The sequence below is a fragment of the Pseudomonas sp. AB39(2026) genome (assembly GCF_059831485.1).
Genome location: NZ_CP195212.1, coordinates 4,665,836 through 4,690,147 on the forward strand (window position 1 = coordinate 4,665,836; position 24,312 = coordinate 4,690,147).

General features: G+C 59.5%; 21 protein-coding genes. 11 read left to right on the forward strand and 10 right to left on the reverse strand.

Annotated elements, in window-relative coordinates; genetic code table 11:
- The first annotated feature begins 2 nt into the window (after window positions 1–2).
- Entirely contained in the window at window positions 3–740 is a 738-nt protein-coding gene (locus ACSAMW_RS21560) for an S-methyl-5'-thioinosine phosphorylase (protein WP_500591998.1), read from the forward strand.
- On the opposite strand, the gene ACSAMW_RS21565 is transcribed toward ACSAMW_RS21560, so the two are convergent.
- Together ACSAMW_RS21565 and mfd are read right to left on the reverse strand one after the other, a co-directional pair.
- Window positions 741–3,023, reverse strand: coding sequence for a DEAD/DEAH box helicase (locus tag ACSAMW_RS21565; protein ID WP_500591999.1), 2,283 nt, complete (start codon window positions 3,021–3,023; stop codon window positions 741–743). It lies immediately after the preceding gene.
- 21 nt (window positions 3,024–3,044) lie between these two features.
- Window positions 3,045–6,488 carry a transcription-repair coupling factor gene (gene mfd / locus ACSAMW_RS21570; RefSeq protein WP_500592000.1) on the reverse strand — a complete coding sequence of 1,148 codons (3,444 nt, stop codon included), beginning with the start codon at window positions 6,486–6,488 and terminating at the stop codon, window positions 3,045–3,047.
- A 240-nt stretch (window positions 6,489–6,728) separates the two neighbouring features.
- Here mfd and ACSAMW_RS21575 point away from each other — a divergent pair, with 240 nt between their 5' ends.
- Complete coding sequence (locus ACSAMW_RS21575) at window positions 6,729–8,198, forward strand: glyceraldehyde-3-phosphate dehydrogenase (RefSeq protein ID WP_500592001.1); 1,470 nt, start codon at window positions 6,729–6,731, stop codon at window positions 8,196–8,198.
- Between the two features lie 73 nt (window positions 8,199–8,271).
- On the opposite strand, the gene ACSAMW_RS21580 is transcribed toward ACSAMW_RS21575, so the two are convergent.
- Complete coding sequence (locus tag ACSAMW_RS21580; protein ID WP_500592002.1) at window positions 8,272–9,567, reverse strand: MFS transporter; 1,296 nt, start codon at window positions 9,565–9,567, stop codon at window positions 8,272–8,274.
- 365 nt (window positions 9,568–9,932) lie between these two features.
- On the opposite strand from ACSAMW_RS21580, the gene sthA reads away from it, so the two are divergent.
- Entirely contained in the window at window positions 9,933–11,327 is a 1,395-nt protein-coding gene (gene sthA, locus ACSAMW_RS21585; protein ID WP_500592003.1) for a Si-specific NAD(P)(+) transhydrogenase, read from the forward strand.
- Between the two features lie 42 nt (window positions 11,328–11,369).
- Here sthA and ACSAMW_RS21590 read toward each other — a convergent pair whose 3' ends face one another.
- Together ACSAMW_RS21590 and ACSAMW_RS21595 are read right to left on the reverse strand one after the other, a co-directional pair.
- Entirely contained in the window at window positions 11,370–12,092 is a 723-nt protein-coding gene (locus ACSAMW_RS21590; protein ID WP_500592004.1) for a glycerophosphodiester phosphodiesterase, read from the reverse strand.
- Between the two features lie 25 nt (window positions 12,093–12,117).
- Window positions 12,118–12,690 carry a PilZ domain-containing protein gene (locus ACSAMW_RS21595; protein WP_500592005.1) on the reverse strand — a complete coding sequence of 191 codons (573 nt, stop codon included), beginning with the start codon at window positions 12,688–12,690 and terminating at the stop codon, window positions 12,118–12,120.
- A 92-nt stretch (window positions 12,691–12,782) separates the two neighbouring features.
- Here ACSAMW_RS21595 and ACSAMW_RS21600 point away from each other — a divergent pair, with 92 nt between their 5' ends.
- The 3 genes from ACSAMW_RS21600 to ACSAMW_RS21610 are packed head-to-tail and all read left to right on the forward strand — an operon-like array spanning window position 12,783 to window position 16,011.
- Window positions 12,783–14,030: a lipoprotein-releasing ABC transporter permease subunit gene (locus ACSAMW_RS21600; RefSeq protein ID WP_500592006.1), complete on the forward strand. Its 1,248-nt coding sequence runs from the start codon at window positions 12,783–12,785 to the stop codon at window positions 14,028–14,030.
- A 7-nt stretch (window positions 14,031–14,037) separates the two neighbouring features.
- Window positions 14,038–14,721 (forward strand): lipoprotein-releasing ABC transporter ATP-binding protein LolD, encoded by a 684-nt coding sequence (gene lolD / locus ACSAMW_RS21605; RefSeq protein ID WP_178088947.1) that lies wholly within the window; start codon window positions 14,038–14,040, stop codon window positions 14,719–14,721.
- Between the two features lie 45 nt (window positions 14,722–14,766).
- Window positions 14,767–16,011 carry a lipoprotein-releasing ABC transporter permease subunit gene (locus ACSAMW_RS21610; RefSeq protein ID WP_500592007.1) on the forward strand — a complete coding sequence of 415 codons (1,245 nt, stop codon included), beginning with the start codon at window positions 14,767–14,769 and terminating at the stop codon, window positions 16,009–16,011.
- A 13-nt stretch (window positions 16,012–16,024) separates the two neighbouring features.
- Here ACSAMW_RS21610 and ACSAMW_RS21615 read toward each other — a convergent pair whose 3' ends face one another.
- Window positions 16,025–16,459 (reverse strand): CBS domain-containing protein, encoded by a 435-nt coding sequence (locus tag ACSAMW_RS21615; protein ID WP_500592008.1) that lies wholly within the window; start codon window positions 16,457–16,459, stop codon window positions 16,025–16,027.
- 189 nt (window positions 16,460–16,648) lie between these two features.
- Between ACSAMW_RS21615 and queF the strand changes: the two genes are divergently transcribed.
- Window positions 16,649–17,479 carry an NADPH-dependent 7-cyano-7-deazaguanine reductase QueF gene (gene queF, locus ACSAMW_RS21620; RefSeq protein WP_500592009.1) on the forward strand — a complete coding sequence of 277 codons (831 nt, stop codon included), beginning with the start codon at window positions 16,649–16,651 and terminating at the stop codon, window positions 17,477–17,479.
- 7 nt (window positions 17,480–17,486) lie between these two features.
- Here queF and ACSAMW_RS21625 read toward each other — a convergent pair whose 3' ends face one another.
- On the reverse strand, window positions 17,487–17,750 hold the full coding sequence (locus ACSAMW_RS21625; protein WP_168084248.1) for a DUF4404 family protein: 264 nt from the start codon (window positions 17,748–17,750) through the stop codon (window positions 17,487–17,489).
- A 198-nt stretch (window positions 17,751–17,948) separates the two neighbouring features.
- On the opposite strand from ACSAMW_RS21625, the gene ACSAMW_RS21630 reads away from it, so the two are divergent.
- On the forward strand, window positions 17,949–18,650 hold the full coding sequence (locus ACSAMW_RS21630; protein ID WP_168084249.1) for an MlaA family lipoprotein: 702 nt from the start codon (window positions 17,949–17,951) through the stop codon (window positions 18,648–18,650).
- Between the two features lie 48 nt (window positions 18,651–18,698).
- Here ACSAMW_RS21630 and ACSAMW_RS21635 read toward each other — a convergent pair whose 3' ends face one another.
- Window positions 18,699–18,995 (reverse strand): PilZ domain-containing protein, encoded by a 297-nt coding sequence (locus ACSAMW_RS21635; protein ID WP_500592010.1) that lies wholly within the window; start codon window positions 18,993–18,995, stop codon window positions 18,699–18,701.
- Window positions 18,996–19,268: 273 nt separating this feature from the next.
- Here ACSAMW_RS21635 and rssB point away from each other — a divergent pair, with 273 nt between their 5' ends.
- The gene (gene rssB / locus ACSAMW_RS21640) at window positions 19,269–20,453 is read left to right on the forward strand and encodes a two-component system response regulator RssB (RefSeq protein WP_500592011.1); all 1,185 of its coding nucleotides are present in this window, start codon (window positions 19,269–19,271) and stop codon (window positions 20,451–20,453) included.
- A complete protein-coding gene (gene rssC, locus ACSAMW_RS21645) occupies window positions 20,450–20,932 on the forward strand; it encodes an anti-sigma factor antagonist RssC (RefSeq protein WP_168084252.1) in 483 nt (160 codons plus the stop codon). The genes rssB and rssC overlap by 4 nt, the downstream gene beginning before the upstream one ends.
- Window positions 20,933–21,003: 71 nt before the next feature.
- Here the strand turns inward: rssC and tal are convergent, their stop codons facing one another.
- Window positions 21,004–21,933 (reverse strand): transaldolase, encoded by a 930-nt coding sequence (gene tal / locus ACSAMW_RS21650; protein ID WP_500592012.1) that lies wholly within the window; start codon window positions 21,931–21,933, stop codon window positions 21,004–21,006.
- A 116-nt stretch (window positions 21,934–22,049) separates the two neighbouring features.
- Entirely contained in the window at window positions 22,050–23,027 is a 978-nt protein-coding gene (gene dusA / locus ACSAMW_RS21655; RefSeq protein ID WP_500592013.1) for a tRNA dihydrouridine(20/20a) synthase DusA, read from the reverse strand.
- Between the two features lie 625 nt (window positions 23,028–23,652).
- Between dusA and ACSAMW_RS21660 the strand changes: the two genes are divergently transcribed.
- The gene (locus ACSAMW_RS21660) at window positions 23,653–24,306 is read left to right on the forward strand and encodes a type III effector HopAZ1 (RefSeq protein WP_500592014.1); all 654 of its coding nucleotides are present in this window, start codon (window positions 23,653–23,655) and stop codon (window positions 24,304–24,306) included.
- Window positions 24,307–24,312 lie beyond the last annotated feature (6 nt).

Genomic DNA, 24,312 nt, shown 5'->3' on the forward strand with positions numbered 1-24,312 from the left:
ACGTGACGACATACGCAATCATTGGTGGTACGGGCCTTACGCAGCTTGAGGGCCTTCAGATCCATCGCAGTGTTGAAATGGAAACGCCCTATGGTGTTCCTTCAGCACCGGTGCTGGTCGGTGAATACGCGGGCCGGGAAGTGCTGTTCCTGGCCCGTCATGGGCACCCGCACCGTTTACCGCCCCATAAGGTCAATTACCGGGCCAACCTCTGGGCATTGAAGCAGGCTGGCGCTGAAGCGGTACTGGCGGTCAACGCAGTGGGGGGCATTCATGGGGCCATGGGCACAGGCCACTTCAGCGTACCTCACCAAGTGATCGACTATACCAGCGGGCGCGAGCACACCTTTTTTGCCGATGGCCTGGAGCAGGTCACGCACATCGATTTCAGCTATCCGTATAGCGAACCCTTGCGCCAGCAACTGATTGCCGCGCTTGCCGCCGAAGGCTACGGCTTCAGCGACTTCGGCGTGTATGGTGCTACCCAGGGCCCTCGGCTTGAAACGGTGGCAGAGATTACCCGTATGGAGCGCGATGGCTGCGACGTGGTAGGCATGACGGGGATGCCCGAGGCGGCGCTGGCGCGGGAAATCGACCTGGCTTATGCCTGCCTGGCGTTGGTAGTAAACCCGGCAGCAGGCAAAAGTTCGGCCGTGATTACCATGGCCGAGATCGAGCAGGCGCTGCACGAAGGCATCGGCAAAGTAAAAACAGTGTTGGCACGCGTGCTGGCGGCCTGATCAGCGCAGGGTGGGCAGGGGCTCGAGCAGCGCTTCGATATCCTCTGCCTCCCATCGCCATTCCGAGGCATGGCGACCGTCCAGCACGCCGGCGGCCAGGGCCGTTTTCTCCCGTTGCAACTGCGCAATCTTTTCTTCCACAGTCCCTCGCGTGATCAGTTTGAACACGAACACAGGTTTGTCCTGGCCTATGCGATAGGCCCGGTCCGTTGCCTGTTGTTCTGCTGCCGGGTTCCACCACGGGTCGTAGTGGATCACTGTGTCAGCTGCGGTAAGGTTCAGACCTACGCCGCCAGCCTTCAGGCTGATCAGGAAAATGCGCTTGCGGCCCTGTTGAAAGTCTTCTACAGGCGTACGGCGATCACGGCTGGCGCCGGTCAGTAGTGCGTAGTCCAGGCCCCGCTGCTGCAGCTGGGCTTCGATCAGCTCCAGCATGGAGGTGAACTGCGAAAACACCAGCACGCGCCGGTCCTCGATCATCAGGCGGTCCAGCATGCCCATCAGGCTTTCCAGTTTGCCGGAGCTGCCACCGGGGGCGTAGACGCGTTCCTTGTTTACTAGACGCAGGTCACAGCAGACCTGACGCAACTTCAGCAAGGCCTCCAGGATGATGATCTGGCTACGAGCCATGCCTTTTTGGCTGATTTCAGCCCTGACTTTCTGGTCCATGGCCAGTCGCACCGTTTCATAGACATCGCGTTGGGCCTCGTTGAGGTCAACCCATTGGATGATGTCGGTCTTGGGCGGAAGCTCGGTTGCCACCTGTTCTTTAGTGCGCCGCAGGAGAAAGGGCTTTATCCGGGTATTGAGGTGCTGTAGCCGGTCCTCGTCTTCGTGCCGCTCGATGGGGATGCGGTAGTGGGTATTGAACGCCTTGGCGTCACCCAGCCACCCCGGCATCAGGAAATGAAACAGTGACCATAGCTCACCCAAGTGGTTTTCCAAGGGCGTGCCGCTCAGGCACAGGCGCTGACGTGCTTCGAAACGCCGGGCAGCCTGCGCGGCCTTGCTGCCGGGCGTTTTGATGTACTGTGCTTCGTCCAGGATCAGGATGTGCAGCTTGAGCTGGCCAATGCGCTCCACGTCTTTGGGTAACAGGGCATAGGTTGTCAACAGCAGGTCATAGCCCTGCAAGTGATCGAAATGCTTTTTTCGACCTATGCCCTGCAGGGTCAATACCTGCAAAGACGGCGCAAAGCGAGCGGCCTCGTCCTGCCAATTGGGAATCAGGCTGGTCGGCATGACCACCATGGCGGGCCGGTCAAGGCGGCCTGCATTCTTTTCCGTGAGTACGTGCGCAAGGGCTTGAAGGGTTTTACCCAAGCCCATGTCATCGCCAAGGATGCCGCCTACCTCAAGCTCGCGCAGGTTTTGCATCCAGCTCAAGCCTTCCAGCTGATAGCTGCGCAGCGTTGCGCCAAGGCCCTGGGGCGCCTCCACATGCTGGCTATGGGAGTCCCGCAGGCGTGCGGCCAACAGCCGTAGCCGTTCGGCGCCTTCCCATTGCAACGGCAGGTCATCAAGTAGGTTCAGGCGGGTAGCGTCCTGGGCGGCCAGGCGCAAACGGGTGGCGCCGTGCTCATGCTGGTACACATTACCTAGAGCTGCCAGCACTGGCCTCAACCTTCCATAGGGCAGGGCAACCTGAGCAGTATGCCGAGCCGCTCGGGAGGGCGGCACCGTCACTACCAGCAGCTCGTCGTCTTTACGCCGAGCGAGCACGCTTGGCTTGAGTACATCAGGATGTGCCCTGATCAGGTTGGTTAGAATGGGTAGCAGGCTGTGGGATTCGCCTTCCACCACAATACCTAGCTCCAGGTCGAACCAGTCTCGACTGGTCCCTTCCTCAACGTGCGCATACCAGTGCTCAACAGGGGTCAAATGGAAGCTGAAATGCTCGCCGTAGGCTATTTCCCAGCCGCTTTCATGCAGGGCAGGCAAGTCATGGAGTACAAACCGTAACCAGGCGCTGTCAGTGGGTAATTCATACAGCTCCCCTGCGCGCTCTGGTAGGGCTTTGCTCTGCCGGGTGGCAATCCGCAACCCCAGGCGTTGCAAGTGCTCTCTGGCCTGCCGCTCGAAGGCCAGGTTTCGCTGTAGCGTATCCGTTTCACTGTGGCGTACCGGCGCCAGGCTGGACGGCGAAACGTACTGGCCGTCGTAACCGAACGCCAGGGCTGCCCGGTGCTGAACGTGGCGTTGCATACGGCCATTACGGGGTTCGAAGGCACTGAACTCCACGCTCCCCAGCCATAGCCGGGGGCGCGGAACGCGGGGTTGCATCACGGTTTATATGGCCCCGCGCTATGCATTGGCATGGCCTGGGGACTTGGCCAATTGCTCAAGCAGGCTTTCAACGGTTGTGAATCGCTCATCCGGCCGCTCCATCGGTACCTGGAATTTGAACAGCGTAGCGCCTTCGAACTTGTAGCGTTTGGGCTGCGTCTGGATCAGCTTGATCAGCACCATAGGGTCGACCGGCGTTTCGGACGCGAACTCGATCCGCCCGCCCTGGGGGCCGCCATCGATTTTCAGAATGCCCAGCTTCTCTGCCTGCAATTTGAGCAGCGTGATACGCACTAGGTTTTTGGTTGGCTCCGGTAGCAAACCGAAGCGATCGATCATTTCTACCTGCAGGTCTTTCAGGCCTTCTTCGTCAGCTGCTGACGCAATGCGCTTGTAAAGGATCAGGCGAGCATGCACGTCCGGCAGGTAGTCTTCGGGAATGAGCGCAGGCAAGCGCAGGTTGATTTCCGGGCCGCCGCTGAGTGGCTTGTCCAGGTTGGGCTGTTCACCCTTCTGAATGGATTTGACCGCGCGCTCTAGCATTTCCATGTACAACGTAAAGCCCACGGCCTGGATCTGCCCACTCTGGCCCTCGCCCAGCAGCTCACCAGCGCCCCGGATTTCCAGGTCGTTGGTGGCCAGTACAAACCCTGCACCCAGGTCCTGGGTGGCGGCAATGGCTTCCAGGCGTTTTTCCGCGTCGGCGGTGATCTGCTGGCGGGAGGGGGTAAGCAGGTAAGCATAAGCCTGGTGGTGGCTTCGGCCCACACGGCCACGCAACTGGTGCAACTGCGCCAGGCCGAATTTATCGGCGCGCTCGATGATGATGGTATTGGCGCTAGGCACGTCGATACCGGTTTCGATAATGGTAGAGGCGATCAGCACGTTGAAGCGCTTGTGGTAGAAATCGCTCATCACCTGTTCAAGTTCGCGCTCACGCATCTGCCCATGGCCGATGCCGATCCGGGCTTCGGGTACGAGTTCGGCCAGGTCAGCTGCGCATTTTTCGATGGTCTTGACGTCATTGTGCAGGTAGTACACCTGGCCGCCGCGCAACAGCTCGCGCAGTAGCGCTTCCTTGACCGTGCTCTTGTTCTGCTCCATCACGAAGGTGCGTACAGACAGGCGCCTGGCGGGCGGCGTTGCAATGATCGACAGGTCCCGCATGCCAGACATGGCCATGTTGAGCGTGCGCGGGATGGGCGTGGCCGTGAGGGTGAGGATGTCCACCTCACTGCGCAGGGCCTTTAGGGCTTCTTTCTGGCGTACCCCGAAGCGATGCTCCTCGTCGATGATCACCAGCCCCAGGTTCTTGACCTTTACATCGTCTTGCAGCAGCTTGTGGGTGCCGATCACGATATCGATCTTGCCCTCAGCCAGCTCGGCAACGGCTTCGGCTACTTCCTTGGCAGACTTGAACCGGCTCATCACCTCCACACGCACGGGCCAGTCCGCGAAGCGGTCCCGGAAGCTATTGTAATGCTGCTGAGCGAGGAGGGTGGTAGGCACCAGAATCACCACCTGGCGCCCGCCATGCACGGCAATGAACGCCGCGCGCATGGCTACTTCGGTTTTCCCGAAGCCCACATCACCGCATACCAGCCTGTCCATGGGCTTGGCGGCTAGCATGTCATCGTGTACAGCCTGAATGGCGGTTTGCTGGTCCGGGGTTTCCTCGAAGGGGAAGCCGGCACTGAAGGTTTCGTAGTCCAGTGCCGGGTCGTTGAAGGCATAGCCTTTGCGCGCCGCGCGGCGGGCGTAGATATCCAACAGCTCGGCGGCTACGTCTCGCACCTGCTCGGCAGCTTTGCGCTTGGCTTTCTGCCAGCTTTCCGAACCCAGGCGGTGCAGGGGCGCCAGGGCGTCGTCACTGCCGGTGTAACGGGCGATCAGGTGCAGGTTGGCCACAGGCACGTACAGCTTGGCGTTCTCTGCATATTCAAGGGTCAGGAACTCGGCGGCCTGGTTATCGATTTCCAGTGTGGCCAAGCCCAGGTAACGCCCTACGCCGTGGTCGATATGGACCACCGGTGCGCCTTCGCGCAGCTCGGTCAGGTTCTTGATGACCGCATCGCTGCTGACGTCACCACGCTTGTCACGGCGCCGACGCTGCATGACCCGCTGGCCGAACAAGGGGCTTTCAGCGATCAGCGCCAGGGCCGGGTCATCCAGTTGCAGGCCATCGTCCAGGGGGGCGATGGTGATGGCAAGGCGTGCTTCGCTGGCCACAAAGCCTGGCCAGCCTTCTACCGTGACCGGCTTGAGCTTCAGGCGGGCAAGCATGTCCAGCAGCACTTCGCGGCGGCCGGCTGATTCGGCGGTGAACAGCACGCGCCCTGGGAACTGGTCCAGGTAATCGGCCAGGGCCGCCATAGGCTGGCTGGCCTTGGCCTGGATGGCCAGGTCTGGTAGCGGGCTGGCAGGGAAGCGCTGGCGCCCGCCGCCGGTGCCCGGGTCATCACTGCTGGCTACCACCCGTGGCCAGGTTTTCAAGCGCGCAAAACAGTCCTCTACGGGGAGGAACAGCTCGGCAGGCGGCAGCAGAGGGCGCAAGGGGTCTATACGGCGCTCTTCATAGCGATTGCGCACGTCGTTCCAGAACGTATCTGCGGCCTGTTCGATACCCGGCAGGGAGAACACCTGGGTGTCCTGGGGCAGGTAGTCGAACAGTGTGGAGGTGGCTTCAAAGAACAGCGGCAGGTAGTACTCGATGCCTGCCGGTGTAATACCGCTGTTGAGGTCCTGGAAGATCGGGCTGCGGCGGAAGTCCACATCGAAACGCTCGCGGAAGCGAGCCTTGAACCGAGTGACCGCTTCTTTCTGCAGTGGAAACTCCCGGGCAGGCAGCAGGCGCACGGAGTCCACTTTGTCGATGGACCGCTGAGTGTCCGGGTCGAAGGTGCGTAGCGTTTCGATTTCGTCGTCGAACAGGTCAATCCGGTAGGGCAGTTTGCTACCCATGGGAAAGAGGTCGATCAGTGCGCCCCGTACCGTAAACTCACCGTGTTCGTACACCGTGTCCACATACCGGTAGCCAGCGGCCTCCAGGCGCGCGCGGGTAGCTTCCACGTCCAGCCGCTGCCCCACGTCCAACACTAGGCTACTGCCCAACAGAAACTGGGTAGGCGCCAGACGGTGTAGGGCCGTGGTGATCGGCACTACCAGAATGCCGTGGCTTAGCTCCGGCAGCCGGTACAAGGCCGCGATGCGCTGGGACACAATGTCCTGGTGAGGCGAGAACAGGTCGTAGGGGAGTGTTTCCCAGTCCGGGAAATGCAGTACCGGCAGGTCTGGCGCAAAAAAGCGCAGTTCCTGTTCCAGACGGTCCGCTGCCTGGCTATCTGCCGTGAGCAGCAGCGTGAAGCGCTTGGCGGTACTGGCAGCTTCAGCGATGGCCAGGCTCAAGGCGGCGCCGGGGAGGTTGCCCCAGGTTTGCTTGACCGGCGAGGCAGAGCTTGCCATGGAGGGTAATGGCGGAAGGCGCAGAACTGGCACGGTAGGGTAAGACTCCAGGTACTCGGTCCGAAAGCCGGATTGTAACGGCCTGGCGGGCTGCCTGTCAGTGGCGCGGCGCGTAAAAGAAGCCCTTGGGGACCAAGAACTTACAGGTGCCAATACGGTCTATGCTGCCGCGATGACGGGCGCGGATTGCTTTAACGCAACGGCCGAAGTCATAATGTAGTCCCTTTTTTCTACCCCTACATGTGGAAGGTTCCCGTGAATCAGAAGCCCGACCAGTGTCTTGGTGAATGGATCGACCGTGAAGCGCTCGCCGAGGCGATGATCCCGTTGATTGGTCAGTTGTACCGCAACAATAACGTGGTGACATCGATCTATGGTCGCAGCCTGATCAACCGTTCCGTTATCGCTGTTCTCAAGGCTCACCGGTTCGCCCGCCATCGGCAGGACGATGAAAGCGAGCTGTCGGTTCATGAAACCTTCCCGCTGGTCAAGGCCATGAGCGAGCTGAAACTGGGCGCCGCGTCGGTCGACCTGGGCAAGCTGGTGGTCAAGTTCAAGGCAGAGGGCAATGGCCGCAGTGCCGAAGCTTTCGTACGTGATGAGCTGGCCGACGTGGTAGGCAAGCAGAACACCGAGGCTGGCCACCGCAAGGGCCAGGACGTGGTGCTGTATGGCTTTGGCCGTATCGGCCGCCTGCTGGCGCGCATCATGATCGAGAAAACCGGCGGCGGCGATGGCCTGCGCCTGCGTGCCATCGTGGTACGCAAGGGGTCGTCTGATGACCTGACCAAGCGCGCCAGCCTGCTGCGCCGCGATTCGGTGCACGGTTCGTTCGACGGCACCATTATCGTGGACGAGGAAAACAGCACCCTTAACGTCAATGGTGTGCTGATCCAGGTGATCTACGCTAAAGCGCCCAACGAGGTGGACTACACCCAGTACGGCATTCAAAACGCCCTGTTGGTAGACAACACCGGCGTATGGCGCGATGCCGACGGCCTGGGCCAGCACCTGGCTTGCCCTGGCATCGAGCGCGTTATTCTGACTGCGCCTGGCAAAGGCAAGCTCAAGAACATCGTGCATGGCATTAACCATGACCAGATCACGCCCGAAGACAAGATCGTGTCGGCTGCCTCCTGCACCACCAACGCCATCGTGCCGGTGCTCAAGGCCATCAACGACAAGTACGGCATCGCCAACGGGCACGTCGAAACCGTTCACTCGTACACCAACGACCAGAACCTGATCGACAACTTCCACAAGGGCGAGCGTCGCGGCCGCAGTGCAGCCTTGAACATGGTGATCACTGAGACCGGTGCGGCCACCGCTGCTGCCAAGGCGCTTCCGGAGCTGGCTGGCAAACTGACCGGTAACGCGATCCGCGTCCCTACGCCGAACGTGTCCATGGCCATCCTGAACCTGAACCTGGAAAACCCGACCAGCCGTGAAGAGGTCAATGAATACCTGCGCTATGTGGCGCTGCATTCGGACCTGTCCCGCCAGATCGACTACGTGAGCTCCACCGAGGTCGTTTCCACGGACTTCGTAGGCTCGCGCTATGCTGGCGTGGTCGATGCCGAAGCCACCATCTGCAATGACAACCGCGTTGTACTGTACGTTTGGTACGACAACGAGTTCGGTTACAGCTGCCAGGTGATTCGTGTAATGGAAGACATGGCAGGGGTTAACCCTCCAGCCTTCCCGCACTAAGCAGCCGCTTCAATGAAAAGCCCCGGCCTGTAGCAGGCCGGGGCTTTTTTATTGCGCGCAGGGTTTCAACACATTACAGCACGGAGGGCTGTGCCACATGGGCGGCCCGCAGGTGGGGGTTGTTGCGGAACAGTACCAGTGTTGCGATAAGCCCCATGACCGCCGCGCCGCTCAGCCACAGGCCAGGCGCGGCCTTGTTGTCCAAAGCATGAATCAACCAGGTACAGGCTGCTGGGGTAAAGCCGCCGAAGGTGGCCGTTGCCAGGCTGTAGGCCAGTGAGAAGCCTGTGGTGCGTACTTCCTTGGGCATGATTTCTGTGAGCGCTACCACCATGGCGCCGTTGTACGAGCCATAGAGGAAAGACAGCCACAGCCCCACCATCAGGAGGTGCGCAAAGCTGGGCGAGCCTACCAGCCAAGACAGTAGCGGGTACGCCGTGAGGATGGCCAGTACCGTAGTGCTGACAAGCAGCGGCTTGCGCCCGATGCGGTCTGATACTGCGCCCATCACCGGCAACCAGATGAAGTTGGACAAGCCGATGCACATCGTCACCAACAGCGCGTCAAGCTCGGACAGGTGCAGTTCGGCCTTGCCAAAGGTTGGGGTATAGGCAGTGATCAGGTAGAAGGACACCGTGGTCATGACCACCATGGCCATGCCCGCGATTACCAGGCCGAAGTTCTGGCCGATGGACTTCACGACTTCGCGCAGGGTAGGGCGGTGGGTGCGCGCCTCGAATTCGGGCGTTTCCTCCAGGGAGCGGCGGATGAAGAAGATGACCGGCACAATCAGGCAACCGATCAAGAAGGGGACGCGCCAGCCCCACTGGTTCATTTCATCCGGGGAGAGGAAGTGATGCAGCAGCACCCCTAGCAACCCGGCGAAGATCACGGCTACCTGCTGGCTAGCAGATTGCCAGCTGACGAAGAAGCCCTTGCGCCCGGGTGTGGCGATTTCCGCCAGGTAGACCGACACGCCGCCCAACTCCACGCCGGCCGAGAATCCTTGAAGCAGGCGACCTATCAGCACCAGGATAGGTGCAGCAACACCAATGCTGGCATAGCCAGGTACGACCGCAATCAGCAGGGTGCCCACGGCCATCAGGCCCAGGGTGACGATCAGGCCCTGGCGCCGCCCATGGCGGTCGATATAAGCACCCAGAAAGATGGCACCCAAAGGGCGCATCAGGAACCCTGCACCGAAGGTGGCCAGCGACAGCATCAGCGACGCAAAAGCGCTGTCGGTAGGGAAGAAGGTCGCTGCAATGGCGGTGGCATAGAAGCCGTAGACCATGAAGTCGAACATCTCAAGGAAGTTACCGCTGACAACGCGAAAAATCGCTTTGCCTTTGCCTGTTGGAGAGGCCATGAAGGTACCCGATTGTCGATTGGAGTGGGGGGAATCCCTGTGCTAGACGCTTGCAGGCATAGGCCCAAGCGAAGCCGCCACGGCAGAGGCGGATTTGTAACCTTATGTGTAACCAGTGGACCGGGGCAAATGAAACTCGTTCGGTGGGGCAGGTGAGTAACAAGCTCAACCAACCAGGTGCGGCGTTTAGTCGCGAATTATTGTTAGATGAGTAATGGCATTTGTCTTGATAACGAGATAGCCAAGTGCCGATGCAAGGGGTAATGTTCGCGCCGTAGCTAAATCGCACAACGATTCGATGCCGCATGGGCATCTCGTGCCGCGCGCAGCCGACTGGCGCCGTGGCCTGTTCTGAAGGAGTACGCATGGCTGTCTACAACTACGACGTGGTAGTGCTGGGCTCGGGCCCGGCCGGTGAAGGTGCGGCAATGAACGCCGCCAAGTCAGGGCGTAAGGTCGCCATGGTGGACAACCGCCGCCAGGTGGGCGGCAACTGCACGCACCTGGGTACCATCCCGTCCAAGGCCCTGCGTCACTCGGTCAAGCAAATCATTCAGTTCAACACCAACGAGATGTTCCGCGTTATTGGCGAGCCTCGCTGGTTTTCTTTCCCCGATGTGCTGAAAAGTGCTGAGCGCGTGATCGCCAAGCAGGTAGCGTCGCGTACCAGCTATTACGCGCGCAACCGGGTGGACGTGTTCTTCGGCACGGCCAGCTTCTCGGATGAGCAGACCGTGCAGGTTGTCTGCGCCAATGGCGCCCAGGAAAAGCTTATCGCTCGCCAGGTGGTGATCGCGACAGGCTCACGCCCGTATCGCCCTGCCGATATCGATTTCAACCACGCACGTATCTACGACAGTGACACCATCCTGAGCCTTACCCACACACCACGTAAGCTGATCATTTACGGGGCAGGGGTGATCGGGTGCGAATATGCGTCCATCTTCAGCGGCCTGGGTGTGCTGGTAGAGCTGGTGGACAACCGCCAGCAGTTGCTCAGCTTCCTGGATATGGAGATCTCCCAGGGCCTGAGCTACCACTTCAGCAACAACAACGTGATGGTTCGCCATCAAGAGGAATACGAGCGCGTCGAAGGCATCGACAATGGCGTTGTGCTGCACCTCAAGTCTGGCAAAAAGATCAAGGCAGACGCGCTGTTGTGGTGTAACGGCCGTACCGGTAATACAGACCAGCTTGGGCTGGAAAACATCGGTATCAAGGTCAACAGCCGTGGCCAGATTGAAGTGGATGAAAACTACCGTACCAGCGTGCCGACCATCTACGGTGCCGGCGATGTGATTGGCTGGCCCAGCCTGGCCAGCGCCGCGTATGACCAAGGCCGCTCTGCGGCGGGCAGCATTGTGGACAACGGCAGCTGGCGCTTCGTAAACGATGTGCCGACAGGGATCTATACCATTCCTGAAATCAGCTCCATTGGCCGTAACGAACAAGAGCTCACAGCGGACAAGGTCCCCTACGAGGTGGGCAAGGCGTTTTTCAAGGGCATGGCTCGGGCGCAAATCTCCAATGAGCCTGTGGGCATGCTGAAAATCCTGTTCCACCGGGACACGCTGCAGGTGCTGGGTGTGCATTGCTTCGGCGACCAGGCCTCAGAGATCGTACACATCGGGCAGGCCATCATGAACCAGCCCGGTGAGCTCAACACGCTTAAATACTTTGTGAATACCACCTTCAACTACCCCACCATGGCAGAGGCGTATCGGGTAGCGGCCTATGACGGCCTGAACCGGCTTTTTTAAGCGGCTCCGGCCGGTGGCCAGCCCCGGCCGGGGCAGATGCCTTCAGCGACGCTCAAGGGTGGCGCTGGCCAAACCGGGAAAGTCTGTAATCAGGCTGTCCACACCAAAATCAGCGAGCCGCCGCATCAGGGCCGGCTCGTTGACTGTCCATACTGACACATGCAGGCCCTGCTGCTGGGCCTTCTGCAAACGCTCAGGGGTACACAGTGTCCAGTTGAGCGCCAGGTAGTTACAGGTGTAGTTTCGGGCCACCTTGAGGGGGTCCAGCCAGGCATACTCGGCCACTAGCCCCCGAGAAATGTCAGGTACCAGGTCTGCCGCCGCGCGGAGCACTTCACGCGAGCTGGATGTAATAGTGATCTTGTCCATCAGGCCATACCGCTGCGCCAGCTCGCGAATGGCCAGTACCGTGGTAGTCGCCCGTGTGCGGGAAGCACTTTTCACTTCCAGCTGCCAGTGCTCGAACGGGCAGTGCTCGAAGAGCGCTTCGAGCGTGGGGATTGGGCAGGGGCCAGGCCAGCCCGGGCCGCCTTTACGTGCATCGATCTGCGTGAGTTCTGCAGCGGTGTAGTCCACCACCTTGCCGCGCCGGTCAGTGGTGCGCTTGAGCGTAGGGTCATGAATCACCATAAGCTCGCCGTCGCGAGACAGGTGCAAATCCAGTTCGCAGCGCTTTACGCCATGTTTGAGGCATGCCTGGAAACTGGCCAGGGTGTTTTCCGGTGCTTCGCCTTTCGCACCGCGGTGGCCGTAGATCAGGGTCACAGCTTGTTCCTTGAATGAGTGAAAATCAGACCGCATCCAGTGCTTGGTCCAGGGCCTGGCGACGTTCCATCGCCTGTTTCTGCAACACGTAGCGCGCCAGTAGCTGGCGCTGAGCGTCGGTGCTGCCTTCAAATTCCACGCCAATGGCGAAATTGCCTTCGGCCAGCGCGTCACAATGCACGACACGAGCGCGCAACATCATGCCGAGCGCCTGAGGCGGGAAGGCCATTTTCAAGTCCAGCTGCGTACCAGGTGCGAACCGGGCAGGGTGCTGGAAATCCAGCCCGGCTTCGGAAATCACTACCGGCTGAGGATCGCTCAATGTGCCCATCAACATGTGCGCCAGCACTTGGCTCAGCACGTCGATACGCTTGTTCTGCGCTTTGAGAAACCCGCTCAGCCCTCGGTTGGCGTCCCCCAGCTGGCGCAACAGGTGCTGGGATTCGAACTCGCTCAGGTGCAGCTCGCTCAACAGGCTGAACAGTGGAGAAGCCTCTGGCGGCGTGCTGTCGACGCCGCTCAAGGGGGTGATTTCAAGTGCGATACGGTCCTCGATACGGTAGTATTCGCGGCGTTCTGATTCATCAGTTGTTGACATGGCGAACCCAGTTAGGCGGTTGTGGTCCGAGTGTACGGCCGCCACAGCGGCGTCGCCACACGGATGTTTCTTTCACTCGAACAAGCCCTTAAATGTTCAGACCTCTATTTGCCTTCATTGGCGCGCGCTACACCCGCGCCAAGCGTCGGAATCATTTTGTTTCCTTCATTTCCCTGACCTCCATGACCGGCCTTGCGCTGGGCGTGATCGTGATGATCGTGGTGCTGTCGGTCATGAACGGGTTCGACCGCGAGATGCGTAACCGCGTGCTGGGCATGGTGCCCCACGCCACTATCGAGGCCAGCCAGCCTATCGCTGACTGGCAGGCACTGGCTGCCAAGGCCGCTCGTTACCCTGGGGTGGCTGCCGTTGCGCCCTTTACCCAGTTACAGGGGCTGCTGACCAACAACGGGCAAGTGCAGAAGGTATTGCTCAACGGCATTGACCCTGCACTGGAGCCCAAGGTTTCCATCGTGGACGCCTTTTTGCGCCAGGGCACCTTGGCAGACCTGGCCACCGGCAGCTTTGGCCTGATGATCGGTGACAAGGCCGCCACCAAGCTGGGTGTGAAGGTCGGTGACAAGGTGACCTTCGTGGCGCCAGAAGTCACCGTTACCCCGGCCGGCATGTTCCCGCGCATGAAGCGCTTTACCATCACGGGCATTTTCCACGTCGGCGCCGGCGAGATCGACGGCTACCTGGGCTTGGCCAACCTGGAGGACCTAGGGCGCCTGCACAGGTGGAAGCCTGGCCAGGTACAAGGGCTGCGCCTGAAGTTCGACGACCTGTTCCAGGCGCCTCGCGGTGCCTATACCCTGGCCCAACAGCTGGGGGATGACTATTACACCCGCGACTGGACACGCACCCACGGTAACCTGTACCAAGCCATCCGCATGGAGAAAAACATGATTGGCCTGCTGTTGCTGCTGATCGTGGCGGTAGCGGCCTTCAACATCATTTCCACGCTGGTGATGGTGGTGAACGACAAGCGCGGCGACATTGCCATCCTGCGCACGCTGGGCATGACCCCGCGCCAGGTGATGGGCGTGTTCATGGTGCAAGGCACCATCATCGGTGTGATAGGTACGCTGGTTGGCGGTGCGCTGGGCATGCTGGGCGCCCTCAATGTCAGCCGGGCCATCGCTGGCCTCGAAGGGTTGATCGGGCATAAGTTTCTCAACCCGGACGTCTACTTTATCGATTACATACCATCGCAGCTGATGGCCGGGGATGTCGCCCTGGTATGCGGCGCAGCGCTGGCCTTGAGTTTTCTTGCCACGTTGTACCCGGCCTGGCGTGCAGCGCGCACCCAGCCTGCGGAGGCGCTACGTTATGAGTGAGTCGGGCATGAGTGATAACGCTGTACTGAGCTGCCGCAACCTGGGCAAGTCCTACGATGAGGGCCCGGAATCGGTAGTGGTGCTGTCCAACCTGGAGCTGGAACTCCACGCAGGTGAACGCGTGGCCATTGTGGGCACGTCCGGTTCCGGCAAAAGTACGTTGCTCAACCTGCTGGGTGGGCTGGACACGCCCAGCCAGGGCAGCGTGTGGCTGGCAGGTGAGCAACTGTCGGCCTTGAACGAGCGTGACCGTGGCCTGCTGCGCAACCGGGCGTTGGGCTTTGTGTACCAGTTCCACCATCTGCTGGCAGAATTCACGGCCCTTGAGAACGTGTGCATGCCGTTGCTGATCGGCCGTACGCCTATTCCCGAAGCCCGTCGCCGTGCCACCGCCTTGCTGGAGCGCGTGGGCTTGGGGCACCGCCTGGCCCATAAGCCGGCGGAATTGTCCGGCGGTGAGCGTCAACGGGTTGCCATCGCTCGCGCGCTGGTGAACGAGCCCGGGCTGGTGATGCTGGACGAACCCACTGGTAACCTGGATCAGCATACCGCTCAGGGTATCCAGGACCTGATGCTGGAGCTCAGCCGCTCGTTGCGCACCGCCTTTCTCGTGGTCACCCATGACCTGGCGCTGGCCCGGCAGATGGACCGCGTATTGAAACTCGCCGAAGGCCGCCTGGCGCCTCTTTGACCTGCAGGGCGCACGTGTTGCCCCTGCCACTGCTACGGTGCTGCCATGTTCAGACCCCTGCCTATTTTTATCGGCGCCCGCTACACCCGGGCCAAGCGCCGCAACCATTTCATTTCGTTCATTTCCATGACCTCCATGATCGGCCTAGGGTTGGGCGTGCTGGCCATGATCGTGGTGCTGTCGGTGATGAATGGCTTCCAGCGTGAAATGAGTGCCCGCATCCTGGGCATGGTTCCCCACGCCACCATCGTGGGAGACAAGCCCCTGGACGATTGGCGCCCCGTTGCCCAGGCCGCGTTGCGCAACCCGGAGGTGGTTGCCGCCGCACCTTTTACCGAGCTGGATGGGATGCTGTCCTACAAAGGCGCCATGCAGCCGATACAACTCAGCGGGATTGACCCTGCAGAGGAAGGCAAGGTGTCCATTGTCGCCAGCCACATCACCCAGGGCAGCCTCCAGGCCCTGGTACCGGGGGAGTTCGGTGTGGTCATCGGCGATATCACGGCTCGGCGCTTCCGCTTGAGCGTAGGTGACAAACTCACCCTTATCGTGCCGGAGTTAAGCAGCGCCCCCGGTGGGATCACACCGCGGATGCAGCGGCTTAACGTGGTGGGCATCTTCCGGGTAGGGGCGGAAATCGACGGTTCGCTGGCCATGATCCACATGGCCGATGCCGGCCAGATCCAGAAGTGGGCGCCAGGCCAGGTACAAAGTGTGCGCTTGAAGGTACGGGACCTATGGGCAGCGCCTGAGGTGGCCAAGCAGGTGGTGGCCGGGCTGGGGCAGGGCTATCGCCCGGATGACTGGACCCACACCCAAGGCAGCCTGTTCAGCGCCATGAAGATGGAAAAAACCATGATCGGCCTGTTGTTGCTGATGATCGTAGCGGTAGCGGCCTTCAACATCATTGCCACGCTGGTGATGGTGGTCAATGAGAAAGGCGCAGACATTGCCATCCTACGTACGTTGGGCGCTACGCCTCGCCAAGTAATGGCCACCTTCATGGTACAGGGCAGCATCATTGGCGTGATCGGCACGTTGGTCGGCAGTGTGCTAGGCGTTGTCGTTGCGCTCAACGTCAGCCAACTGGTGGGCTGGCTGGAAAAACTGACCGGCCAGCATATCTTTACGTCGGACGTGTACTTCATCAGCAACCTGCCTTCGCAGTTGCAAGGGCAGGACGTGCTGCTGGTGAGCGGTGCCGGGCTGGTATTGAGCTTCCTCGCTACCTTGTACCCGGCGTGGCGGGCGTCACAGATAGAGCCGGCCTACGCGTTGCGGTACGAATAGCTCAGGCTGTACGTTATTCGCCTCGAATATATTGCTCCAGCTGTTGGATAAGGCTGGCCTGTTCATCGATGGCTTCCTTGACCAGGTCGCCAATGGACAACAGGCCCACCAGCCGGCCATCGTCTACCACCGGCAAATGGCGCAGGTGGCCGTTGGTCATGGTATTCATGCAAGCCTCCACCTTGTCGTTCAAGCCTACAGTAATGACCGGTGCGCTCATGATCGCCCTTACAGGCGTGCCGGCAGAAGAGCGCCCCGCCAGTACCATCTTGCGTGCATAGTCACGCTCACTGATAACGCCGACGACGACACCGTCCTCTACCACGGGAAGCGCGCCTACGTTCTTTTCTGCCATCTGCTTGAGCGCGTCGAGCACCATCTGGTCAGGGTGAATCGTGAACACGTCCTGATGGGCTTTGAGCTTCATCAATTGCGCAACGGTTTTCATGGCGGGCCTCGGTGAATGGTGGGTAGGGTGCACAGTGGTTGAGCAAGCATCGTTCACAGTCAGTAAACCGGCAAGGAACTGCGCTGCATGCAGGCCATAGAATTTCCTGATCGATGGGGTGGCCTTGAGGTGCAGAGCAGGGGGGCATGCCGGTAGAATGGTGTCCTTCTCGTTTTAAGGTTACCCGTGATGCACCCTGCTGCCGAAGATTCGCCTCTGGGCAAAGCCAGCCAGTACGTTTCCACTTATGCACCCCAGTTGCTGTTCCCCATTCCACGGGCCGCCAAATGGGCGGAGCTCGGCCTTAGCGCCGAGACCTTGCCCTATGTGGGTGTGGACCTGTGGAACTGCTATGAATTGTCCTGGCTGCTGCCGTCTGGTAAGCCTGTGGTGGCTATCGCCGAGTTCTCGATCCCTTGTGAGTCGCCGAACATCATTGAAAGCAAATCCTTCAAGCTGTACCTGAACTCACTCAATCAAACAGTCTTTGATACCACTGCGGCAGTGCAAGCGTGCCTGGTTAAAGACCTCTCTGCTGCGGCAGGTAAAGCGGTAGGGGTTCGTATTCAGCGGCTGTCAGACGTGGAAGCGCAGGGTATTAAGGTATTGCCTGGGGTATGCGTGGATGACCTGGAGATTTTCCCAACCGATTACAGCCAGCCACGCCCCGAGCTGCTGCGTTGCGACACTTCGCGCGTGGTGGAAGAAAGCCTGCACAGTCACTTGCTCAAGTCCAACTGCCCTGTTACCAGCCAACCCGACTGGGGCAGCCTGGCCGTCAGTTACACAGGCCCTGCGCTGGACCCTGCCAGTTTCCTGGCCTACCTGGTGAGCTTCCGTGAGCATTCGGATTTCCATGAGCAATGCGTGGAGCGCGTGTTCATGGACCTGAAGCGCCTGCTAAAGCCTGAGCGCCTCACGGTGTTCGCGCGTTATGTGCGCCGCGGCGGGCTGGACATCAACCCCTACCGCAGCACACATGACGTGACGTTCGATAACGCGCGCCTGGCCCGGCAGTAACGCCGTATCAGATACCAATGCTGCCAAGGGTCTGCACGATATTGCGCAAGGTGCCAGCCAGGCCTGGGTGCTTCACTTCGAAGCGCTCGGCCGCATAGTTGACATTGTCCACCAGGCTATCGGCATGGGTGGCGTTTTCAAGCTCGACCCGAGCCTGCAGTTGTTCCATAAGGTCGGTCAGCTCCGCACGCTCTTCAGGCGTGGAGGGTGGGTTACGGTCAAGTTCTTCACGCAAGGCATCAAGTTGGGCTTGCAGTTCGAGGGCCGGCATACTGTTCTCCTTTTTAGATCAGCACAGCATTGACCGCCCAAGGCTGTGAAAAAATCCCTCTCAGCCGCACAAGCAGTGGCGGGGTGGAACGCGTTACCGTATTCAGTTGCCTATGTAGGCGGCATCAAGCCTTATACTGGCTGCGATTTGACGCGGGCAGGCGCCGCAGGCGTGGCTCTTATTCATGAGGAATTGATTATGCGTTGCAAGGGTGTTGCCCTGTTCAATAGCGTTGCCGGTACGTGCCTTGCGGCTGGGCTGGCATTGGCGCCTGCCTTGAGCCAGGCGGCCGAAGATGATCCCTGGGAAGGCGTAAACCGCGCGATCTTCCGCTTCAACGACACACTGGATACCTACACGCTGCGGCCGCTGGCCAAGGCGTATGACACTGTGACGCCGCAGTTTCTGGAAGATGGCATCCACAACATGTTCAATAACGTGGGCGATGTCACCAACCTAGTGAACAACGTGCTGCAAGCCAAGCCGGCAGCCGCTGGCAAGGACACGGCACGCTTGATCTTCAACACTACCTTCGGGGTGCTAGGGTTCTTCGACGTAGGTTCGCGCATGGGCCTGCAGCGCAGCGACGAGGACTTTGGTCAAACCCTGGGCTACTGGGGTGTTTCAAGCGGGCCTTATGTAATGTTGCCGTTCTTCGGGCCAAGCACCGTGCGTGACACCTTTGGCAAGTATCCGGATTCCTGGACCAGCCCATACCGTTACATTGATCACGTGCCCACCCGCAACACCATTCTGGGGGCAGATATCATTGATACCCGCGCCAGCTTGCTACCGGCGGAAAAGCTGATCAACGGGGACAAGTACCTGTTCCTGCGCAATGCCTACTTGCAGAATCGCGAGTTCAAGGTCAAGGATGGCGAAGTCGAAGACGACTTCTGATCACTGTCAGCAGGGCGCCCTACCAGGCGCCCTGCTGCGATGCGGGTATCAGGGGCGAATAACGCTCAAGCCCAATATGCGGTAGCCGTCCGGCAGTTCTTCAACGCGTACCACCTCGGTCATTGCGTTGTAGTCTGCCAGTTCCTGAGAGTGCGAAGGCAGGTGCACTTCAACTTTGTCGCCCAATGCCCAATCGCATTTGGCACGCAGTTGAATACCGTTGCCGGAAAGGTCATGGCATGTGGCCTGGATCCGCTGACCTCGTGCCGTGGCCGTGACCTCGGCATCGACTGTCATCCGGATAAAATCCCGTTTTTCGCTGTACTGCTGGTCCAGCTGGCCCATGTTCTCTTCCTTTGATGGGGGACTAAAAACTTTCACGGTTTTATAACGCTACGTCAATTACGGTGTAAAGGGGCCTTGCGACCATCGGTGCCCGCTTGAAACGCCAAGCGGATGGGAGTACCGTCTGCGCCTTAGAGGGCACCTCCACCATTGACAGCCAAAGGGGCTGATAATGCGCACCCTGATGGAGGGGCTAGCAAAGAAACCAGCGATGCCGTTCTGCCCCGGCCGAGCCTTCCTGATGCCAACCCATTTCTGGCGCCGTTTGCCCACATGCAAAACTCCAGTGCAACGCTGCTCATAATCGACGATGACGACGTAGTGCGGGCCAGCTTGGCCGCCTACCTGGAAGACAGCGGTTTCAACGTGCTGCAAGCCAGCAACGGCCTGCGTGGCCTTGAGGTATTCGAGCAGACCCCACCAGACCTGGTGATCTGCGACCTGCGCATGCCTCAGTTGGGTGGCCTGGATATTATCCGCAAAATGGCCGAGCGAGACCCGAGCGTTCCTGTCATCGTGGTGTCAGGGGCGGGTGTGATGAGCGATGCGGTCGAGTCCCTTCGCCTAGGCGCTGCAGACTACCTGATCAAGCCGCTGGAAGACTTGGCTGTGCTGGAGCACTCTGTGCATCGTGCCCTGGACCGCTCGCGGTTGATGCGCGAAAACCAGCGCTATCGTGAAAAGCTGGAAACGGCTAATCGCGAGCTGGAGGCCAGCCTGCACCTGTTGCAGGAAGACCAGAACGCTGGCCGGCAGGTACAGATGAACATGCTGCCGGTAAGCCCTTGGGCCACCGGTAACTACCGCTTCGAACACCAGATCATTCCGTCGTTGTACCTGTCCGGGGACTTCGTGGATTGTTTTCGTGTGGACGAGCACCGGGTAGCGTTCTACCTGGCAGACGTTTCAGGCCATGGTGCCTCGTCGGCTTTTGTGACGGTGCTCTTGAAATTCATGACCACGCGCCTGATGTTCGAGTCCAGGCGCAATGGCTTGATGCCCGACTTCACGCCGTCGGATGTGCTGTCTCATATCAACCGCGGCTTGATCAACTGCAAATTAGGCAAGCATGTGACCATGGTAGGCGGCGTGATCGACGAAGACACGGGCCGCCTGACCTACAGCATTGGCGGGCACTTGCCTTTGCCAGTGTTCTTCACCGGCGAACAGGCGCATTATCTCGAAGGGCGTGGCCTACCCGTAGGCTTGTTCGATGAGGCCAGTTACACCAACCATGTGATGGCGTTGCCAGAGCGTTTCAGCCTCACGTTGTTCTCTGATGGCATTCTCGACCTGTTGCCAGGCGACACCCTCAGGGATAAAGAAGCGGCCTTGCCGGAAATCGTCAAGGCGGCGGGCGGGAGTCTGGATGGCTTGCGTCGCACGTTCGGATTGGCCACCCTTGGCGAGATGCCGGACGACATCGCCATGATGGTGCTAAGCAGGAACCTTGAATGAGTACCGGTAGAATCCAGTTTGCCGAGCAGAACGGCACCTTTGTCCTCAAATTTGTGGGGGAGGTACGGCTTACCCTGTGTTCCGCGCTGGATGCCACAATCGAGCGGATTTTCTCCGCGCTGGACTTTTCGGCGATCGTTATCGACCTGACCGAAACGCGCAGCATTGACAGCACCACGCTGGGGCTGCTGGCAAAGCTTTCCATTTTGTCTCGGCAAAAGGTGGGCTTGCTGCCTACGGTGGTGACCACGCACGAAGACATCACACGGCTGCTGTCTTCGATGGGCTTCGATCAGGTGTTCAACATCGTGGACCGGCCCATTCCTTGCCCAGAATGCCTGACCGACCTACCGTCTCAGGATCAGTCCGAAGACATCGTGCGTTCCAAGGTCCTGGAGGCCCACAAGATCCTGATGGGCTTGAACGACTCCAACCGCGAAGCGTTCCATGACTTGGTGAATGCGCTCGAACGCAGCTGACGCCCCTGTAGGTTAGCTGCACCACAAAGCGCCTGTGAGCGACGCCCGAGCGGGCGTCGCTGGTAACGCTGTCAGGCCTTGTATTCCTTGATGATCTTTTCCAGTTTTTCCTGGTCGCGCGCGAACTGGCGGATACCTTCGGCCAATTTCTCGGTGGCCATGGCATCTTCGTTGGACAGCCAGCGGAACTGGGCTTCGTTCAGGGACAGTTTGGCTTCGCCGCCAGTACCAGGCTGAAGCTTGCGCTCCAGGCTGCCTTCGTCTTGCAGCAGCTTGTCCAGCAGGTCTGGGCTGATGGTCAGGCGGTCGCAGCCGGCGAGCTGTTCGATCTGGCTGGTATTACGGAAGCTGGCGCCCATTACTACGGTCTTGTAGTCATTGGCCTTGTAGTAATTGTAAATACGGGTAACCGACTGCACACCTGGGTCTTCTGCGCCGGTGTAGTCGGTGTTGTTGGCTTTTTTGTACCAGTCGTAGATCCGGCCCACGAACGGCGAGATCAGGAACACCCCTGCGTCGGCGCACGCAGCGGCCTGGGCAAAGGAGAAGAGCAGGGTGAGGTTGCACTGGATGCCAGCTTTTTCGAGTTGCTCAGCAGCGCGGATACCTTCCCAGGTAGACGCCAGCTTGATGAGCACGCGGTCCTTGCTTACACCGGCCTTTTCGTACAGCTCGATCAAGTGGTTGGCCTTGCTGAGCATGGCCTGAGTGTCGAAGGACAGACGCGCATCCACTTCCGTGGAAATACGGCCGTCGATGAACTTGAGAATTTCTCCACCCACGGCAACCGACAGCGCATCGGCAGCAACGCCCACGTCGCCATTGGATTCGCTGATGGTCTTCTTCAGCACCTCAGCGTAGCCCGGCAGGCTGGCGGCCTTGAGCAGCAGGGACGGGTTGGTGGTCGCATCCTGCGGCTTGAGGCGCTTAATGGCGTCCAGGTCGCCGGTATCAGCCACAATGGTGGTGAATTGTTTCAGTTGTTCCAGCTTGGAAGTCATGAGCGTTCTCTGTCCTGTAGGGTTGACGACATTAACTCAGCAGCGCGGGCGGCTCAACGGCCTGGGGCACTGGAGGAATACGACGTTCGAGTGCATCACGTTCTGGGGGTTCCGGGCTACCGACCGTCTAGCAAGTGTGCGGCCTGGTCCAGCAACCCGAGCGGGTCGTTCGTTTTATGGATATCCACAGACAATAGCTGGCGGAACCGCCGAGCCCCGTGGAAACCCTGGGCCAGGCCCAGCATGTGTCGGGTAACATGGTGCATGGCGCCGCCTGAGGCAAGGTGGGCGGCGATATAGGGCCGCATGCGTGCCAGGGCTTCGCTGCGGCTGATAACGGCCTCAGTACTGCCGAACAGGCGTTGGTCCACTTCTGCCAGCAGGTAAGGGTTATGGTACGCCTCTCTGCCCAGCATCACCCCATCAAATGTGGCCAGGTGCGTGCTGCATTCCTCCAGGGTTTTTATGCCCCCGTTGAGCACGATTTCCAGCGTTGGGAAATCCTGTTTCAACTGAGCGACCACGTCGTAGCGCAGGGGAGGAATATCGCGGTTCTCTTTCGGCGACAGGCCTTCCAGGATTGCAATGCGGGCATGCGCGGTAAAGCTGGTGCAGCCGGTTGCCGCCACCTGGCCCACGAAGTCACACAGTTGCGCATAGCTGTCCCGCCCATTGATGCCAATACGGTGCTTGACGGTCACTGGGATGCCCACGGCGTCCTGCATGGCCTTGATGCACTCGGCGACCAGGGCCGGGTGCGCCATCAGGCACGCGCCAATCATGTTGTTCTGCACCCGGTCGCTGGGGCAGCCCACGTTAAGGTTCACTTCGTTATAGCCGGCCGCCTCGGCCAGTTTTGCGCACGCCGCCAAGTCCGCCGGTACGCTACCGCCCAATTGGAGTGCCAGAGGGTATTCCGCGGCATCGTGCTGAAGAAAGCGGGCGGCATCTCCATGAAGCAGCGCACCGGTGGTCACCATTTCGGTGTACAGCAATGCGCGTTTGGACAGCTGGCGAAGGAAATACCGGCAATGGCGGTCTGTCCAATCCATCATGGGGGCCACACTGAAGCGGCGAGATGGCGCAGGCCGCATGGTGTCTGGCTTTGAGCCCGTTTCAGCAGTAGATGTAGTCAACGTGTCGTGTACCAATTTTCAGGGGTTTCGAGGCTTCTTACCAAGTGGTTGGTGCGTTATACCAACCGAATCACCGTGTGTACCAATTCTCATGGCGACGATCAGATCACACCAAGCAGCAGCTACACAGCTCAGGTCCGCATCAATCGCAACGAGTTCACAGTTTACCAAGAGAGCCAGATCTGCGCCCGGACATAGACCGCTATAGCGAGAGCGAAGCCGCATGGGTTGAACCCTAGTGCGATTGAGCTGGCGAACCGTGAGAGTGTCATTGGTTATCGAGTCGCCAAGCCCGGTGCTGATCTACAATCAAATGCCAAGCGTATTGCTTGACATCCTCTCTTGCAAACGCTTGGAACATGGGTATCTAGCCGGTTTCCACCGGCCTTAACCCTCGCGGGTTAGCTGGATATTGGTTTGACACTCAGAGAGCCAGTCCAGGAACGTACCGCCCCGGCGTATGGAACCACCTTTTTGCTTAATGCCACAAACGTTGGGGCCTTCATAGGGTGGCATGTGATGCCACCTCAAATGGCGTAAACGGCTCTGTGTTTCAAAACATTATTTGCTAAGAGGTAGCACTATGACTTATGGAATCCGTGGAGGGTCAGGCACTTCGGCGTATTACCCCCAGCCGCAGCCCTTTGACGAGCTGAAATTGGACAAGGAGACTATTCAGCAAAAGACTGACAAGCTTAAGGAGAAGGGCTACTTCACTGTTCCCATATCAGAAACCACGAAAAGCTATCTTCGTGAGCAAAGCAGCCTCACTAACCGGGCATGGCAAGAACACGCCGTGGGAAAAATTGTTGATCTGAAGTTAACTGACTATGAGAAGTCGACCACAGAAGTGGCCAAAAACGTCGCTACCGCGTTGACTGGAACAGAACAGGAGTTGACGCCCCAAGAGTTTCAGTTGCGGCGTGCTAAAGGCCAGGGGGCTGATCAATGGCATCGGGACAAGGAACCCAAGAAGGTTATTTGCATAGCGACGGTGGAGGGGCGTGGCACAGAGTTCGTGAAGCACAGGGATTCAGAAGGTCTCTTTGGGACAGGAACCTACGGGAAAATGGTTCCGTTGGATGCCTCGGCCATTGAGCAACGGACAAAAGAAGCCAAGCAGGACCGGTTCTACTTTTTTGCCGGTAGAGGCCTCAGCGAAGAAAGCATTCCTAAATTGATACATCGCTCGCCCCACGAACAAGACAGGTCCATTTTCTTGGCTCGATGGAAATAGGTTCCA